The sequence below is a fragment of the Sphingobacterium sp. LZ11T8 genome (assembly GCF_024261425.1).
In the GTDB taxonomy this organism is placed as follows: domain Bacteria; phylum Bacteroidota; class Bacteroidia; order Sphingobacteriales; family Sphingobacteriaceae; genus Sphingobacterium.
Map to the genome: position 1 here is coordinate 198,861 of NZ_JANBZY010000005.1, position 14,457 is coordinate 213,317.

The window sequence follows — 14,457 nt, forward strand, 5'->3', positions numbered from 1 at the left end:
CAAAAAAACATATGCGATTAACACCGAGAGAGACTGAAAAGTTGATGTTGTATCTAGCCGGAGAGCTAGCTGCAAAAAGACTCCAGAAGGGGGTCAAGTTAAATTACCCAGAAAGCATAGCGTATATCAGTTCACAGATTGTGGAAGAGGCCCGAGTGGGAAAGAAATCTGTTGCAGATTTAATGGAGTTCGGCACTAAGTTGTTGACAAAAAGCCAAGTGATGGAAGGTGTCCCAGAAATGATCTATGATATTCAGGTGGAGGTAACATTTCCCGATGGGACAAAGTTAGTTACCGTAAATAATCCAATTCGTTAACCTTTAAAAAAACATAAGATGGTTCCAGGAGAATACATATTGAAAAAGGAGGAGATTATTGCCAATGACGGTCATAAGACCGTTGATATCTCTGTAAAGAATGAAGGTGATCGACCTATTCAGATAGGGTCGCATTATCATTTTTTTGAAGTCAACAAATTTTTGTCTTTCGATAGAGAGAAGGCCTTCGGCATGCGTTTGAACATTCCTGCCAGTACCGCTATCCGATTTGAACCGGGAGAAGAGAAGAAGGTCATTTTGGTGGAGATCGGAGGCAATAAAGAGGTTCATGGTTTCAACGGTTTGACCAATGGAAAGGTTACAGACTCCAAAGTGAAATCAGCTGCCATGGCGAAAATAAAAGAACTAAAATATAGGAATTCCAAATAACATAAAACACAGTAAAAATGGGAACATGGAATAGAAGAGAGTGGATCAAAGTGGTTGGATTGACAACCGCTGGAACTGCAGCAATGCGTTTGGATGCACTCGGATTAGAGAAATTAGGAATCGATAAATCATCGGTTAAATACATAGATGGCGTTTTACATATCCCTAGGGATAAGTATGCATCACTTTTTGGCCCGACCACTGGGGATAAAGTTAGATTGGCCGATACAGAGCTTTTTATTGAAATAGAAAAAGATTTCAATGTATATGGTGAAGAGAACAAATTTGGTGGCGGTAAAACCATCCGTGATGGAATGGGGCAATCTGCACGTGCCTTGCGTGATGAAGGTGTGCTAGATTTTGTAATTACCAATGCCATCATCATTGATCACTGGGGAATTGTAAAAGGCGATGTGGGTATTAAGGATGGAAAAATCGTTGGAGTTGGAAAAGCGGGTAATCCAGATATTCAAGCAGGGGTAACTGATGGCATGGTGATCGGTGCGTCTACTGAAGTCCACAGTGGTGCCGGAATGATCCTTACTGCTGGAGGAATCGATACGCATATTCACTTTATCAGTCCTCAACAGGTTGAAACAGCATTGTACAGTGGAGTTACGACTTTTATCGGTGGTGGTACTGGACCAGCTGATGGTACCAATGCTACTACAGTTACACCAGGGAAATGGTATTTAGAAAAGATGTTCGAAGCATTTGAGAACATCCCTGTCAATGTTGGATTCTTTGGGAAAGGAAATGTTTCCACGATGAAACCAATTGAGGAGCAGATTGAAGCCGGCGCATTGGGGGTAAAGATCCATGAGGATTGGGGTGCTACTCCATCTACCATTGACGCCTCGCTGAAAGTGGCCGATAAATATGATGTTCAAGTTGCCATACATACCGATACCTTAAATGAGGCGGGTTTCTTAGAGGACTCTGTTGCTGCCATTAATGGTCGTGTGATCCATACCTTCCACACGGAAGGTGCAGGTGGAGGGCATGCTCCAGATATCATCAAGATCGCTATGTACCCGAATATCCTTCCAGCATCGACGAATCCGACCAAACCATTTACTGTAAATACAGTAGATGAGCATTTGGATATGTTAATGGCGGTGCATCACTTGGACAAAAAGATTAAGGAAGACGTAGCGTTTGCCGATTCCAGGATCCGTCCACAGACGATGGCCGCTGAGGATATCTTCCAAGATATGGGCGTATTCTCAATCATGAGTTCGGATAGCCAGGCAATGGGTCGAGTTGGTGAGGTTATTTCAAGGACTTTCCAGACAGCGCACAAAATGAAAGTACAACGTGGTCCACTAGCGGAGGATAAAGGTAAGGACAGTGATAACTTCCGTGTGAAACGTTATATCGCTAAATACACAATAAATCCAGCTAAAGCGCATGGTATAGATGAATACATCGGGTCCATCGAAAAGGGCAAATATGCTGACTTGGTATTGTGGAAAACGAGCATGTTTGGCGTGAAGCCTGAATTGATCATCAAAGGAGGAATGATCCTGAGTTCAAAAATGGGTGATGCCAATGGTTCCATCCCTACACCACAGCCAGTCATGTATAGGCCAATGTTTGGTAGTTATGGACGTGCTTTGCCTTCTGTTTGCTATAATTTCGTATCCAAGATTTCCATTGACAATGGGAATATGGAGAAATTGAAATTGAGCAGAAAGAACTTGCCAGTGAAAAACTGTAGGACCGTTATGAAAAAAGATATGGTCCATAACAGTGCCACGCCAAATATTGTGGTTAATCCAGATACATATGAAGTAACCGTGGATGGAGTTTTAGCGACCTGTGAACCGGTTAGCGAAATTCCTATGGCACAAAGATATTTCTTGTTTTAAGTAATCATGCTGGTATCAAGAGCAATAAAAGGCAATATCCATCATTCAGGCTCTGGAGTTTTCATAAATCCCATAGAATATTTAGAACTGGAATGGTTTGATACAACCAAAAGAATAATCCGGGCATATAGTACAGGTGGGAAAGAGTTAGGCTTCAGGAACCTAGACTCTGTGGCACTTGAGGACGGAGATGTGCTATATGATGCGGATGGAATTTGCATTGTTGTACGGGTATTGCCCTGCTCTTGTATTGTTTTTGAGCCGCAATCGATCAAGGAAATGGCGATTGCCTGTTTTGAGATTGGGAATAAGCATATTCCAATATTTATCAATGACCAAAATGAGGTCATTACGGCATTCGAAAAACCTTTGTTTGATCAATTAAAAAGAGCAGGATTCCGGCCATTGATTGAAGAACGAGTTATTGAAAGGACTGATGTACTAAAGATGCATCAGGTATCAAATTTTAAGAATAAAATAATATTAGTAAAGGAAGATTAAGATGAATCCACTGTTGACCCTCATGCAAATTAACGATTCGGTATTTCCGATCGGAGGATTTACGCATTCTTATGGATTGGAAACCTACATATTTAAGGGGATAGTCAAGGATAGCAAGACTGCCCGGGAATATGCAAGTTCCATGTTGGAGAATAGCTTTTACTATAACGATGCCGCATTTTTCCATAAAACTTGGGAGATCTGTGAATCCAGGGCAACCAAAAAGCGGATTGCGGAATTAGACGCCTTAATAACAGCTTATAAGGCCCCGTTTGAGATCAGAGATGCGAGCAAGAAACTTGGGATTAGGTTCTTGAAGTTGACGGAGAAATTACATCCTGTTGCTCGATGCAGCAGTTATCTGAAAGGCATTCAAGCCAATGAGTACCATGGGCATTATGCCATGGCATTTGCAATGTATGCACATGCGCAAAAGATTGATAATAAGGATGCATTGAGTGCATTCTATTATAACTCTTTAAATGGCATTGTAACCAACTGTGCCAAACTGGTTCCTATTAGCCAAATGGATGCGCAACAGATTTTATTTAAACTTCAGCCACTTATTAATGACTTGGTTGAGAAACAGGCCGATTTGAAGGAAGATCTGGTCGGCAATTGTTGTGTAGCTCAAGATATACGTTGCATGCAACATGAAAAACTATATACACGGATCTACATTTCATAAAACATAAAAATATGCCAGCAAGAAATTACGTAAAAATAGGTGTTGCAGGGCCTGTTGGCTCTGGGAAAACAGCATTGATTGAAAGACTGACAAGGTCTATGTCTGAGGATTACAGCATTTGTGTTGTTACCAACGATATCTATACCAAGGAAGATGCCATGTATCTTCAACAAAATTCAGCATTACCTGCCGAACGCATCATGGGAGTGGAAACGGGGGGATGTCCTCATACAGCAATTCGCGAGGATGCTTCAATGAATATTGAAGCTGTGGAGGATCTTGCCTCCCGATTTCCTGATGCTGAGATCATATTTGTGGAAAGTGGCGGAGATAACCTAACGGCAACTTTTAGCCCTGACTTGGCCGATGTAACCATCTTTGTATTAGATGTGGCGGAAGGTGAGAAAATGCCAAGAAAAGGTGGTCCTGGGATAACCCGATCGGACCTCTTGTTGATCAATAAAATAGATTTGGCTCCTTATGTCAATGCTGATCTTGAGGTCATGAGAAAGGATACCCTAAAGATGAGAGGGGATAGGCCATTTATCTTTACCAATATGATGACTTTGGATGGATTGGAAGATGTAAAAAATTGGATTAAGAAGTATGCTCTTTTAGAGAATTAAAACTCAGTTTTATGGATAGTGCAATTAAGATAAATGCGGAGAAAGAAAACCAAAAAACTGTTTTAAAAGAGAGTTATCACAGTGCTCCCTATAAACTGACTTATTACGGTTCACCTACCTTCCATGAACATCTGGAGATGATCATCATGAGTGCATCTCCAGGTGTAATGGATGAGGATAAATTGACCATAGATGTCCATGTGAAAGAGGCTGCTGAACTTAAGTTGTTCACTCAATCTTTTAACAAGGTTCATCCCATGAAGATAGGAGCGGTTCAGGAAACTCAGATCCAATTGGAAAGAAATGCAATATTTCACTATATCCCACATCCCATAACTCCCTTTAAGGATTCCATTTTTTTGGCTAAAAATGAAATCCATATGGATAAGGATGCTGTGTTGATTTGGGGTGATATTATCTGTTCTGGCCGGGTACATATGAAAGAGTCTTTTGTATTTAGCCAGCTTCACTCCTTAACAAAAATCTATAAGGATAATAAACTCATTTTTATTGATAATCAGTTTCTAAGTCCAGCTAAGCAACCGATCCAGAAGATGTTGTTCTTTGAGGGCTATACCCATCAGGCAACCTTGCTGTTTTCAAGCTCCTTTGCCAAGGACCTGAAGGTTGAACTGGATGAGATATTGGTACAGGATTATGAGGATATAACATATGGATTCACCCAGGCAGCTAATGATGTTGTCATCTTTAGGGCATTGGGGAATAATGGAGAACTGTTGTATGATTTTCTATTGATGTTGGGGCAGTTATGTTGGGAGTTTTCCCAGCATAAAATTGAGGAGCTTAATGCCAAGATGGAGGTCATTGAAGAGGAGACAGCTGAGGAAGTTCCTTTAGAAGTTCCCATAAAAAAGAAGGCTGCAAAAAAAGCATTCAAAAAAGCAGAATCTACCAAGAAATTAGAAGTAATAGCCGAATAATATGCATGAACTATCCATTGTAAAAGATATTTTCCAAACCTTAGAACAGGCATATCCAGAAACCTTTAAGGATATCGTCGGGGTAGAGATACAAGCTGGCTTACTGAGTAATATTCAGCCGGTATTGATACACAATGCCTTTGAGGCCTATAAGGAGGAATTTTCGGAATATGCTGACGTTGAACTTGACGTTGAGATTTTACCGATTATAGCATACTGCAAAGATTGCCGGGAGGAATTTGAGGTGAAGTACCATCGCTTTGTTTGTGCATGTGGAAAAGGTTCGGACAAAATAGTGCAGGGTGAAGAATTGAAAATTAGTAAAGTGACATTTAAAAAGAAAGACCATGAGTAATCGTACAGCAAAAAGTAATCAGATGCCAGTAGGCTCTGTGCAATGTGATAATACCTCTTTGAATTTATTGAAGGCAAATGATTTTGTTGCAAAAGCCATTCGCGACAGAATTCCTAATATCTGTGTGATCAATATCTGTTCCTCTCCGGGAAGTGGAAAGACAACCTTGATGCAAGAGACTGGGAAGCGATTAGGTAAGGAATTAAATATTGCCGTATTGGTTGGTGATCCAGAAACCGAGCGTGATGCGGTCCGTATGCGAGAGGTTGGCATCAATGCCCTTCAGATCGTGACCGGAGGAATGTGCCATATCGAAGCGCAGATGATATTGCAGGCATTGGATCATATCGATCTAACAGATGTAGACCTTTTGTTCATTGAGAACGTTGGGAATTTGGTTTGTCCGGCAGCCTTCGATCTAGGTGAAGATTATAGGGTAACGGTATTGGCAGCTACTGAAGGCGATGACAAGCCCAAGAAATATCCAAGGATGTTTTTGACCAGTGAATTGATGTTGGTTTCAAAGGCGGATTTGTTGCCGTATGTTCCTTTTTCAGTGGAGGCCGCAGCAAAAGATGCGAGGGAAGTCAATCCTAATCTAGAAGTTATATCCATCAGCAGTTTGAAGGGTGAGGGTTTAGATGAATGGTGTGATTGGTTAAAGAATAAAGTTGCTGAGAAGAAGGCAATTTCCCAGGTAGTCTAATGATTATCATTGAAAAATTGGTCAGCAAGTCAATTCCTAAACATGATAAGGATGATTTCCTAGAATTGGAATGGTATGAAGTCAATAGGACTTATTTGAACAGGAAAACGGTATCAGGTCTTGCCGTAAAGATTCAGCTGCCTGAAAAGGCGACCTTTCAAGATGGGCAGTTAATCTATCAAGATGCAGAAATTTCCATTCGGATCCGGATCAAAGCCTGTCTTTGTATTCTATTGACTTCAACTTCGATCCATACCGTTGGGAAGTTCTGTTATGACGTGGGAAATCGACATCTGCCGATCTTTCAAGTAGCTGACGACAGGATTGCAGTTTCTTATGATGGACGTTTATTCCAGGCGTTGAAGGAGAAATTTGATGACCAAGTGGTCTTAGAGGAAATGACCTTATTACCGAGTGCAGCATTGAAAGCCTTCGGAAACTTTATTTAAGGAGGGTTAAGGCTTTTGAAAACAAAAAATGGAATGATTAAGCGATTGAAAGTCATCTTACTTTTTTTGGTTCCTATATTTCTTGTTATTTTTTCATTGGCATGGGGAAGTACGGGAGTGTTGGGAATTGAGGAGCTCTATGACCATATTGTTGCAGCTCTTCATCCAACTGGCGGCAGTGGAACTGTAAATGAGAATATGGCCACTATTTTATGGCAGGTAAGATTACCGAGGATATTGTTGACCTTTTTGGTAGGGGCAGCACTTGCAGTTTCAGGAGCGGTATTGCAAGCGATTTTTAGGAACCCTATTGTGGATCCTTTTTCACTGGGGATTTCCTCAGGGGCAGCATTTGGAGCCGCACTTTCCATGCTGGTTTCCTTTTTTTCCATTACTTTTTCTGCTTTTTTATTTGGAGTCTTGGCTGTTGGCATCACCTACTTGGTATCCTATTCAAAGACCAGAACGACTTTGATTACCATGGTCTTGTCGGGAATGATAATTTCCGGGGTATTTACCGCTTTTTTAACGGTCTTGCAATATATGAGCGACCCCTATAAATTACAGGCTATTGTGCAATGGACCATGGGAAATCTACATACAGCTTCATGGGCAAAGCTGAACAGTTCAGTCCTACCCATTGTTGGAGGGATATTGTTGATTATCATCTTCCGGTGGAGATTAAATTTACTGGCTTTAGGGGATGAAGAGTCTATGGCGGTGGGTGTAAATCCCAAGGGAATGAAATTATTGATGATAGGTTTGGCAACCATGATAACTGCTGCTTCGGTTTCTGCAGTGGGCATGATCAGTCTGTTTGGATTGATCGTTCCTCATCTTACCCGAATTATTTTTGGACCCAATAATCAAATCGGTGTCTTTGCAAATATTAGTATCGGAGGGTCATTTTTATTGTTGATCGACGATCTATCTAGGACCTTAATGCCATTTGAAATACCGATCGGTGTATTTACGATGTTGCTAGGGGCACCATTATTTATTTACTTGATGCGAAAAAACGCTGTAAACTGGAACTAATGGAAGAGTTGATTAGCATAAAAGGTTTGACTTTTGGGTTTTCAGGCCATCAGGTCCTGAAGGAGTTGAATGCTGAATTCCGTTCTGCTGAATTTAGTGTGATATTGGGAAGGAATGGCAGTGGGAAATCTACTCTTTTTAATATTCTTTCAGGGATGGAAAGGGAGTATAGAGGCGAGGTTGTTTTTGGCGGTATGGAGAGGAGGAAAATCAAGCCCCATCAAAATGCCAAGGTTAGGATTGGATTTATGCCACAGTTCCATCATAGTACCTTTCCCTTCAAGGTATTGGATGTCCTGTTGACAGGTAGGGCTGCATTCTCCAAATTTTCGCCAACCGTTCAGGACAAAGCTTTGGTAGATTCTGCTCTGGAGTCATTCGGTCTGTTGCACCTTAGGGACAAACCTTATACTTCGCTTTCGGGAGGAGAGCGGCAACTGATATTATTGTGCAGGGTACTTTTGCAGGAGCCCTCGGTATTATTATTGGATGAACCAACCAATCACTTGGATTTACATTATCAAGTGGCAGTTCTAGACCATTTAAAGCGACTAGTGAGTAAAGGTACTACCGTGATCTGTATTATGCATGATCCGAATTTGGCCTTGCTCTATGGAGACCGGCATTTTTTGATGAACGAAGGACGGTTGAATGAATTGTCAAGCGATAATCCAAAAGATAGGATTTCGGCCTTAGAGACCACATATCAAGTTAAGTTAGCTGGGGTGGATTATTTGGGTGGACAACTTATCGTTCCAAGGATTGTGTGATAATAAATCAGTTAAATCCAATAAACCTATTATTTTTGAGGTGAATCCATTTGCTAATCAGTATGCCTCGATTTCTTCTATTGTTATTAAGTATATTTTTCCTATCTGATTTTGTCTATTCCCAGGAGAATGATTCTGGGCTATATGGAGATTTTCTAAAAGATAAAGCGAAGTTTCAGTCCTTTGAATCTAAACACAGGAAATCTGTTCAAACTAAAAATCATAGAATTTCATATTTGAAATGGGGTGAAAATAAAGGGAAGGTCTTTGTTTGGTTACCGGGAAGTCTGTTGTCGGCTTATGATTTTTATCCATTTGCTAAAGAACTGGTCAACCAGGGTTACTGTGTCCTTTCAATAGATCATTATGGACATGGATTAACCGAAATACCTAAGGAGGATCTTGATTTCTGGAATTTTGCAGACGATCTTGCGCACTTGTTGAAGCATGAGGAAGTCAATCAAACGGTAATTGCTGGGTTTTCAAGAGGAGCTTATCTTGCTACGGCATTTTATCAGAAATATCCAGAAATGGTTCGTGCCATTATCCTAGAAGAAGGTGGTTCAGTTTCATTCAAGCGTATGTTTGATGAGATGGAGCAAGACAAGTTGGAAGAATTCCTACTGACCGTTGAATTCCCAGATGATTTGAAGGAGCTGTTATTTGCTGCGTATGGTTCAGACTTTGAAATATACAAGAATATAAAGTCTTTGGAAGATTCGGATTCACTTTGGCAATCCTTTGGTTTTATGAAGCGGAAGGAAAAGCAATGGATACTTTATAAAGGATTAAATGAGTATATGCATATGCAGGATAGGCTACATTATTTGCAGGTTTTAAATTCGCCAGAGTCTACAAGTAAATATGCTGCATCCATGGTAAATATTGATCCCTTGAGAATTTATGCTAAACTGGATGTTCCTCTCTTAATTATTGAAGCTAAAGGGCCAGATGATTTGTTTGATACCAGCAAAGGGAATAATGACCTGAAAAACCTACATCCCGATCTAATCCAGCTAAAGGTTTATGATTGTGATAACCATAATTTGCATTATGCTTGTCCGGATCAATTTAAAGAAACCTTGAAATTCTTTTTAGACAAATTATAAAGGGCATAAAAAAAGGCTTCCTTGGTTAAAAGAAAGCCTTTTTTTATGTTTTATGATCTTTTAGTTGAAGATCAGTGTTTTTTCAGGATTTATTTTTCTTCCGAAACTCAATAGTTCATAATGAAGATGAGGTCCGGTTGATCTACCGGTGCTACCAAGTCTTCCAATTTGTTGACCGGCCTCTACCTTTTGACCTTTTTTTACTTTAGTGCTTGAAAGATGGGCGTATCTAGTTTCCCAACCGTTGGTATGTTCAACGATTACGACTTTCCCATATTGCCCTTTATATCCAGCATAAACTACTTTGCCAGCAGCTGTGGCCGTAATTGGCTCACCTGTTCTTCCGCTGATGTCAATACCTGAATGCATTTCAAGGCCACGGTTTGTAAAAGGGTTTCTACGGTATCCGAATCTAGAGGTAATCCTTCCATTATGGGGAGTTCCCAAAGGCACACCTTCCAATTTTTTGTCCAGTTTCTTGACCGTTGCTTCGTAGTATTTGATAAGTTCAGGTAGATTAACTTCTTCTTCTACCGGTCCACCAGCGTTTTTAAGCTTCGGCGCAAACTCTTTTAAACCTCTTCTGCGCATTTTGGCATTAATTTGGTTTACTGCACTATCAATAGCATCGAAGGATTTTTGGATTTGAACTGTACTAAGTTGGTTGGTTGCTTCTTCCAGAGCCAAGGATTGCTTCGCTTTTTCGAGCGCTTCAATCTTCTTAGTCAATTGTTCTTCGTAATGGTCACTTGTTGATTTTGTGGCAACATATACAATCGTTGCACATATCAAGCAGATACAGAAGATTCCTCCAGCTAGGATATATTTCCAATTTTTTAAAACAATAGTTGGAATCTGAATCTTCAAGTTCGAATCGCCGTTTGAGTCTAGAATTTCAACGGCAGTCTTCTTTTTTGTCATAGTATTTTACTCTCCCACTTTATGTTAGCCGGGCGTAAAAATAGAGGATGTTAAAATAATTGCAAGAAATTTTAACATTTTATAACTTTTTAAGGAATAGGGAGGGTTAAAATTATCATCTTTGTATTATGTCATTTTCGGAACGAATCTTAACCTGGTATGCTCAGCATAAAAGAGCTCTACCATGGCGTGAGACCAAGAATCCCTATATCATTTGGTTATCAGAAATCATCCTTCAGCAGACAAGGGTTGAGCAAGGGATGCCGTATTTTTTCAAATTTTTAGAGAACTATCCTAATGTAACAAAGTTTGCGAAAGCAGAGGAGTCTGAAATTTTGAGATTATGGCAAGGCTTGGGCTATTATTCTAGGGCGAGGAACATGCATAAGGCGAGTAAACAGGTTTTGGATAGGCATAATGGGGAGTTCCCTACTGATTATCAGATGCTTTTGGCATTGCCAGGTGTTGGGGAATATACAGCTGCGGCCATTTCCTCTTTTTCCAGCAACCAAGCGCATGCTGTTCTGGATGGAAATGTATTTAGGGTATTAGCTCGATATTTTGGAATAGATGAGGCGATCAACAGCAGTTCTGGGAAAAAGCTTTTTTCCAAATTGGCTGAAGAGATGTTAGATCGGGAGCATCCTGCGGAATACAATCAGGCAATAATGGATTTTGGTGCCCTGCAATGTAAGCCCAAGAATCCAAATTGTGAAGATTGCATCTTGAGGTTAGATTGTAGGGCCTATGAAGAGGGTTTGGTTGATAGATTGCCGGTTAAACTAAAAGGTAAAAAAAGTAGAGATAGGTATTTTAATTACTTTATAATTGAAAAAGAGGGGTCTGTTTTGATGTCACAACGATCCGAAGGAGATGTTTGGGCCAATTTGTATGAGTTTCCGATGATAGAGAGTGAAGGGGATTTGAATGTAGCAGAATTGGTACAATTAGAAGAGTACAGGAATAATTTTGGGGAAACAGTTCCTAAAATGATAAAAGGGCAAGTGAAGCATATTTTAAGCCATCAGAATATTTTTGCCCGCTTTTATAGCCTTGATATGGATAATCGGGAATTGGTCAAAAAAAGCTTTTGGAATTATTTTTTATTAGAAAAATTAGATACATTAGCTAAACATAAACTGATTAGTTCCTTTGTGGAACATTATTTTTAGTGCTCACTAAATCCTAAATTATTGTATGTCGGGAGTAAATAAAGTTATTTTAGTTGGTCATCTTGGAAAAGACCCAGAAATCCGCTATTTAGAAGGAAATGTAAGTGTTGCTAGTTTTCCGTTGGCAACTTCGGAGACTTTCAACAAGGATGGCCGTCGTGTAGAGCAGACTGAATGGCACAACATCGTATTGTGGCGCGGTCTGGCAGATGTTGCGGTAAAGTACCTGAGTAAAGGGAAATTGGTCTACATAGAAGGGAAATTGAGGACACGTTCTTATGAAGATAAAGAAGGTATCCGTCGCTATACGACAGAGATCGTAGCAGAGAGTTTTAATTTATTGGGTAGACGTTCTGATTTTGAGCCTCAAAGCCCACAACAGAGTGCCACGAGTGGAGCCCCCACTAGCAGTGAACCAAAGGAACAAGCCGTCGACTTTACAGAGAATGACGACGATAGTGATGGTCTACCATTTTAATCTACCTAATTAAATATTGTACCATTTCATTTATTTTTTAAAATTGCTGTATCTTTGACACATGTTGCAAGATAAGATAACGCAGTATACTGAAGAGATAAAGGCATTTGCGCCAAGTTCAGCCCAAGATGTTGAAGCATTTAGATTAAAGTTTTTGGTGTCTAAAGGCATCGTGAAAAACCTGTTTGAAGAGTTCAAGACGGTATCCTCGGATGAAAAGAGGGTTTTAGGAAAAGTATTGAATGAATTCAAGCAGTTTGCTGAAAATACATTTAAAGAGGCATCGGAACAATTTGCAGATCAATCTGAAGGTCAATCGGCAAATCCTGAAGGAGATTTGACTTTACCAGGTCCAGGCTTCACCTTGGGATCTAGACACCCACTTTCCTTAGTAAGAAAAGAGATTGTTGAGATTTTCAAGAAGTTGGGCTTTGTAGTTGCTGAAGGAAATGAGATTGAGGATGATTGGCATAACTTCTCAGCGTTAAATTTTGCTCCAGAGCATCCAGCTAGGGATATGCAGGATACATTCTTTATCAAGAAGCAAGATGGAAATGATGTTGTGCTTCGTACGCATACCTCCTCGGTTCAGGTTCGATTGATGGAAGCAGGGAAACCTCCCTTCCGCGCTTTGATGCCGGGAAGAGTATACCGTAATGAAGCAATATCTGCGAGAGCGCATTGTTTCTTCCACCAAATCGAAGGATTATATGTGGATGAGAATGTGTCGTTTGCTGATTTGAAACAGACATTATATCACTTTGTGAAAGAATTGTACGGAGAAGACACGAAAGTAAGATTCCGTCCATCTTATTTCCCTTTTACTGAACCTTCAGCTGAAATGGATATTTCCTGTACCATCTGTAAAGGGGCAGGTTGCCAGATGTGTAAATATTCAGGTTGGGTAGAGATCCTTGGTTGTGGTATGGTAGATCTGAACGTGTTGGATAATTGTGGAATCGACAGTAAGAAATATTCAGGCTTTGCCTTCGGTATGGGTATCGAAAGGATCACAAACCTGAAGTATGAGATCCGCGACCTGCGTTTGTTCTCAGAAAACGATGTTCGTTTCTTATCTCAATTTGAGACAGAGATTATTTAAACCAATTGGTTAGTATTCTACCCGAGATTTTAATGGTCTTGGGTAGAATCATATAAAAAATTGAATCCCAAATTCAAAAAAACAGCTTCATGGAAGACAAAGTGGTTATAGCAATAAAGAAATCTGCAAGAGATCTATTTAGGAAATATGGCTATAATAAAACCAGTGTTAATGAGCTGGCCAAGAATGCTTCCATTGCTAAAGCAACCTTCTATAAATATTTCGCAAGTAAGGAGTTGATTTTACATGAGGTTCTGATGGATTATATCCAGGACAATGTCTATGATATCCTGAACAAGAACGTGAATGAAAAAGACCTGGCACTTTTCCTTGCCAATACCATTTTGAGGGTTAGCCGTGTAACCTATACGGTCTGTAATGAATTTGTAGGTTGGGAATTTATCCGTGAGTCGGTCAATGCCCAGGAGTACCTTAAACTTCTTTCGGATGACCTGGAGTTTCTATTGCTGCGTTCGTTTATGCAGAATGAAACCATTGCCAATATGATTCCCGAAGAACGATTGACCTTCCTTATTAAAACTTCCAAAAACATTGTATTTTCTTTCGCATTTACCGCTGTATCTGAGGCCGATGTGCGTAAGAATTTTATTTCCTTCCAGAAAGAAATCCTTCCCTATTTAGTTGAAGCTACTCTTTTGGAGTCTAAGAAAGAGGCTTTAGATATAAGACAATAGACATTTTATAGGGCTTTGGGGCAATGTAGTTAAGTTAAGAAATAATCATTATGCAGATTCTTCGTTACTTCTGAGGCCCAAAAGTAACCAAAAGGCTTCGGCTCATTTAAGATGGCTTTTCGCACAGTCATTCACACAAGAAAAGAATGCCTTGATGTCGAGGATGCCGTTCTTCAAAATTCTCCCTTTAGAATTTCTTGAAAGCATCCAAGGCCAATCCCATCGCACACAGCAACGGCATTCTTTCCATTTTTCCGCCATTGGAAATGAGGCGTGGGATAAGGGACTTCCTTCGGAAGAATGGGCGTTTGTTTTGAGAAGACCCTAT

The 14,457-nt window shown here is 40.1% G+C and carries 17 protein-coding genes and 1 pseudogene; 17 read left to right on the forward strand and 1 reads right to left on the reverse strand.

Annotated features, from left to right (window positions below):
* Nucleotides 1-11: 11 nt before the first annotated feature.
* The 13 genes and pseudogenes from ureA to NLF99_RS13445 all read left to right on the forward strand — a co-directional run bounded on the left by ureA (nucleotide 12) and on the right by NLF99_RS13445 (nucleotide 9,761).
* The gene (gene ureA / locus NLF99_RS13385) at nucleotides 12-317 is read left to right on the forward strand and encodes an urease subunit gamma (protein WP_185213066.1); all 306 of its coding nucleotides are present in this window, start codon (nucleotides 12-14) and stop codon (nucleotides 315-317) included.
* Between the two features lie 18 nt (nucleotides 318-335).
* Nucleotides 336-638 (forward strand): annotated as a pseudogene (gene ureB, locus NLF99_RS13390) (urease subunit beta); the annotation flags it as partial.
* An 86-nt stretch (nucleotides 639-724) separates the two neighbouring features.
* Nucleotides 725-2,578: an urease subunit alpha gene (ureC, locus tag NLF99_RS13395; RefSeq protein ID WP_185213064.1), complete on the forward strand. Its 1,854-nt coding sequence runs from the start codon at nucleotides 725-727 to the stop codon at nucleotides 2,576-2,578.
* A 6-nt stretch (nucleotides 2,579-2,584) separates the two neighbouring features.
* Nucleotides 2,585-3,079, forward strand: a complete 495-nt coding sequence (locus tag NLF99_RS13400; protein WP_185217411.1) for an urease accessory protein UreE — start codon at nucleotides 2,585-2,587, stop codon at nucleotides 3,077-3,079.
* A gap of 22 nt (nucleotides 3,080-3,101) precedes the next feature.
* Nucleotides 3,102-3,767, forward strand: a complete 666-nt coding sequence (locus tag NLF99_RS13405) for an urease accessory protein UreF (RefSeq protein WP_254528924.1) — start codon at nucleotides 3,102-3,104, stop codon at nucleotides 3,765-3,767.
* Nucleotides 3,768-3,778: 11 nt separating this feature from the next.
* Entirely contained in the window at nucleotides 3,779-4,393 is a 615-nt protein-coding gene (gene ureG, locus NLF99_RS13410; protein ID WP_093099259.1) for an urease accessory protein UreG, read from the forward strand.
* 11 nt (nucleotides 4,394-4,404) lie between these two features.
* Nucleotides 4,405-5,334 carry an urease accessory protein UreD gene (locus tag NLF99_RS13415; RefSeq protein ID WP_254528926.1) on the forward strand — a complete coding sequence of 310 codons (930 nt, stop codon included), beginning with the start codon at nucleotides 4,405-4,407 and terminating at the stop codon, nucleotides 5,332-5,334.
* A gap of 1 nt (nucleotide 5,335) precedes the next feature.
* Nucleotides 5,336-5,689, forward strand: coding sequence for a hydrogenase maturation nickel metallochaperone HypA (locus tag NLF99_RS13420; protein ID WP_185213060.1), 354 nt, complete (start codon nucleotides 5,336-5,338; stop codon nucleotides 5,687-5,689).
* Nucleotides 5,682-6,395: a hydrogenase nickel incorporation protein HypB gene (gene hypB, locus NLF99_RS13425; RefSeq protein ID WP_185213059.1), complete on the forward strand. Its 714-nt coding sequence runs from the start codon at nucleotides 5,682-5,684 to the stop codon at nucleotides 6,393-6,395. Before NLF99_RS13420 ends, hypB begins: the two co-directional genes overlap by 8 nt.
* Nucleotides 6,395-6,844: an urease accessory protein UreE gene (locus NLF99_RS13430; protein ID WP_185217408.1), complete on the forward strand. Its 450-nt coding sequence runs from the start codon at nucleotides 6,395-6,397 to the stop codon at nucleotides 6,842-6,844. Before hypB ends, NLF99_RS13430 begins: the two co-directional genes overlap by 1 nt.
* A gap of 33 nt (nucleotides 6,845-6,877) precedes the next feature.
* Nucleotides 6,878-7,882, forward strand: a complete 1,005-nt coding sequence (locus NLF99_RS13435; protein WP_185213057.1) for an iron ABC transporter permease — start codon at nucleotides 6,878-6,880, stop codon at nucleotides 7,880-7,882.
* Nucleotides 7,882-8,652: an ABC transporter ATP-binding protein gene (locus NLF99_RS13440; RefSeq protein ID WP_185217407.1), complete on the forward strand. Its 771-nt coding sequence runs from the start codon at nucleotides 7,882-7,884 to the stop codon at nucleotides 8,650-8,652. The genes NLF99_RS13435 and NLF99_RS13440 overlap by 1 nt, the downstream gene beginning before the upstream one ends.
* A gap of 236 nt (nucleotides 8,653-8,888) precedes the next feature.
* A complete protein-coding gene (locus tag NLF99_RS13445; RefSeq protein ID WP_254528928.1) occupies nucleotides 8,889-9,761 on the forward strand; it encodes an alpha/beta fold hydrolase in 873 nt (290 codons plus the stop codon).
* Nucleotides 9,762-9,821: 60 nt separating this feature from the next.
* Here the strand turns inward: NLF99_RS13445 and NLF99_RS13450 are convergent, their stop codons facing one another.
* Nucleotides 9,822-10,682, reverse strand: a complete 861-nt coding sequence (locus NLF99_RS13450) for a M23 family metallopeptidase (RefSeq protein WP_185213054.1) — start codon at nucleotides 10,680-10,682, stop codon at nucleotides 9,822-9,824.
* 128 nt (nucleotides 10,683-10,810) lie between these two features.
* Between NLF99_RS13450 and mutY the strand changes: the two genes are divergently transcribed.
* The 4 genes from mutY (at nucleotide 10,811) to NLF99_RS13470 (ending at nucleotide 14,129) form a co-directional block, all read left to right on the forward strand.
* Complete coding sequence (mutY, locus tag NLF99_RS13455) at nucleotides 10,811-11,854, forward strand: A/G-specific adenine glycosylase (RefSeq protein WP_254528930.1); 1,044 nt, start codon at nucleotides 10,811-10,813, stop codon at nucleotides 11,852-11,854.
* Nucleotides 11,855-11,879: 25 nt separating this feature from the next.
* Entirely contained in the window at nucleotides 11,880-12,332 is a 453-nt protein-coding gene (locus tag NLF99_RS13460) for a single-stranded DNA-binding protein (RefSeq protein WP_185213052.1), read from the forward strand.
* A 61-nt stretch (nucleotides 12,333-12,393) separates the two neighbouring features.
* Complete coding sequence (pheS, locus tag NLF99_RS13465) at nucleotides 12,394-13,434, forward strand: phenylalanine--tRNA ligase subunit alpha (protein WP_254528932.1); 1,041 nt, start codon at nucleotides 12,394-12,396, stop codon at nucleotides 13,432-13,434.
* 89 nt (nucleotides 13,435-13,523) lie between these two features.
* Entirely contained in the window at nucleotides 13,524-14,129 is a 606-nt protein-coding gene (locus NLF99_RS13470; RefSeq protein ID WP_185213050.1) for a TetR/AcrR family transcriptional regulator, read from the forward strand.
* Nucleotides 14,130-14,457: the final 328 nt, after the last annotated feature.